We start from the raw sequence: 2,868 nt of genomic DNA on the forward strand, positions 1-2,868 counted from the left end.
GAGGCGATGAAAGACGTGGTAGCCTGCGAAAAGCTTCGGGGAGTCGGCAAACAGACTTTGATCCGGAGATGTCTGAATGGGGGAACCCAGCCATCATAAGATGGTTATCTTGTACTGAATACATAGGTGCAAGAGGCGAACCAGGGGAACTGAAACATCTAAGTACCCTGAGGAAAAGAAATCAACCGAGATTCCCTTAGTAGTGGCGAGCGAACGGGGACTAGCCCTTAAGTGGCTTTGAGATTAGCGGAACGCTCTGGAAAGTGCGGCCATAGTGGGTGATAGCCCTGTACGCGAAAATCTCTTAGTCATGAAATCGAGTAGGACGGAGCACGAGAAACTTTGTCTGAATATGGGGGGACCATCCTCCAAGGCTAAATACTACTGACTGACCGATAGTGAACTAGTACCGTGAGGGAAAGGCGAAAAGAACCCCGGAGAGGGGAGTGAAATAGATCCTGAAACCGTATGCGTACAAGCAGTGGGAGCAGACTTTGTTCTGTGACTGCGTACCTTTTGTATAATGGGTCAGCGACTTATTTTCAGTGGCGAGCTTAACCGAATAGGGGAGGCGTAGCGAAAGCGAGTCTTAATAGGGCGTCTAGTCGCTGGGAATAGACCCGAAACCGGGCGATCTATCCATGGGCAGGTTGAAGGTTAGGTAACACTGACTGGAGGACCGAACCGACTACCGTTGAAAAGTTAGCGGATGACCTGTGGATCGGAGTGAAAGGCTAATCAAGCTCGGAGATAGCTGGTTCTCCTCGAAAGCTATTTAGGTAGCGCCTCATGTATCACTGTAGGGGGTAGAGCACTGTTTCGGCTAGGGGGTCATCCCGACTTACCAAACCGATGCAAACTCCGAATACCTACAAGTGCCGAGCATGGGAGACACACGGCGGGTGCTAACGTCCGTCGTGAAAAGGGAAACAACCCAGACCGTCAGCTAAGGTCCCAAAGTTATGGTTAAGTGGGAAACGATGTGGGAAGGCTTAGACAGCTAGGAGGTTGGCTTAGAAGCAGCCACCCTTTAAAGAAAGCGTAATAGCTCACTAGTCGAGTCGGCCTGCGCGGAAGATGTAACGGGGCTCAAACCATACACCGAAGCTACGGGTATCACGTAAGTGATGCGGTAGAGGAGCGTTCTGTAAGCCTGTGAAGGTGAGTTGAGAAGCTTGCTGGAGGTATCAGAAGTGCGAATGCTGACATGAGTAACGACAATGGGTGTGAAAAACACCCACGCCGAAAGACCAAGGTTTCCTGCGCAACGTTAATCGACGCAGGGTTAGTCGGTCCCTAAGGCGAGGCTGAAAAGCGTAGTCGATGGAAAACAGGTTAATATTCCTGTACTTCTGGTTATTGCGATGGAGGGACGGAGAAGGCTAGGCCAGCTTGGCGTTGGTTGTCCAAGTTTAAGGTGGTAGGCTGGAATCTTAGGTAAATCCGGGATTCTAAGGCCGAGAGCTGATGACGAGTTGCCTTTAGGCGACGAAGTGGTTGATGCCATGCTTCCAAGAAAAGCTTCTAAGCTTCAGATAACCAGGAACCGTACCCCAAACCGACACAGGTGGTTGGGTAGAGAATACCAAGGCGCTTGAGAGAACTCGGGTGAAGGAACTAGGCAAAATGGCACCGTAACTTCGGGAGAAGGTGCGCCGGTGAGGGTGAAGCACTTGCTGCGTAAGCCCACGCCGGTCGAAGATACCAGGCCGCTGCGACTGTTTATTAAAAACACAGCACTCTGCAAACACGAAAGTGGACGTATAGGGTGTGACGCCTGCCCGGTGCCGGAAGGTTAATTGATGGGGTTAGCTAACGCGAAGCTCTTGATCGAAGCCCCGGTAAACGGCGGCCGTAACTATAACGGTCCTAAGGTAGCGAAATTCCTTGTCGGGTAAGTTCCGACCTGCACGAATGGCGTAACGATGGCGGCGCTGTCTCCACCCGAGACTCAGTGAAATTGAAATCGCTGTGAAGATGCAGTGTATCCGCGGCTAGACGGAAAGACCCCGTGAACCTTTACTATAGCTTTGCACTGGACTTTGAATTTGCTTGTGTAGGATAGGTGGGAGGCTTTGAAGCGTGGACGCCAGTTCGCGTGGAGCCATCCTTGAAATACCACCCTGGCAACTTTGAGGTTCTAACTCAGGTCCGTTATCCGGATCGAGGACAGTGTATGGTGGGTAGTTTGACTGGGGCGGTCTCCTCCTAAAGAGTAACGGAGGAGTACGAAGGTGCGCTCAGACCGGTCGGAAATCGGTCGTAGAGTATAAAGGCAAAAGCGCGCTTGACTGCGAGACAGACACGTCGAGCAGGTACGAAAGTAGGTCTTAGTGATCCGGTGGTTCTGTATGGAAGGGCCATCGCTCAACGGATAAAAGGTACTCCGGGGATAACAGGCTGATACCGCCCAAGAGTTCATATCGACGGCGGTGTTTGGCACCTCGATGTCGGCTCATCACATCCTGGGGCTGAAGCCGGTCCCAAGGGTATGGCTGTTCGCCATTTAAAGTGGTACGCGAGCTGGGTTTAGAACGTCGTGAGACAGTTCGGTCCCTATCTGCCGTGGACGTTTGAGATTTGAGAGGGGCTGCTCCTAGTACGAGAGGACCGGAGTGGACGAACCTCTGGTGTTCCGGTTGTCACGCCAGTGGCATTGCCGGGTAGCTATGTTCGGGAAAGATAACCGCTGAAAGCATCTAAGCGGGAAACTTGCCTCAAGATGAGATCTCACTGGAACCTTGAGTTCCCTGAAGGGCCGTCGAAGACTACGACGTTGATAGGTTGGGTGTGTAAGCGCTGTGAGGCGTTGAGCTAACCAATACTAATTGCCCGTGAGGCTTGACCATATAACACCCAAGCAATTTG

General features: G+C 52.0%; 1 rRNA gene (running past one end of the window). It reads left to right on the plus strand.

The annotated features are described in order from the left end of the window. Positions 1 to 2,849, plus strand: a 23S ribosomal RNA gene (locus tag PMI24_RS23810); it begins 42 nt to the left of the window's first position. Positions 2,850 to 2,868 lie beyond the last annotated feature (19 nt).

Origin of the sequence: Pseudomonas sp. GM25 (assembly GCF_000282255.1) — a bacterium.
In the GTDB taxonomy this organism is placed as follows: Bacteria; Pseudomonadota; Gammaproteobacteria; order Pseudomonadales; family Pseudomonadaceae; genus Aquipseudomonas; species Aquipseudomonas aphyarum.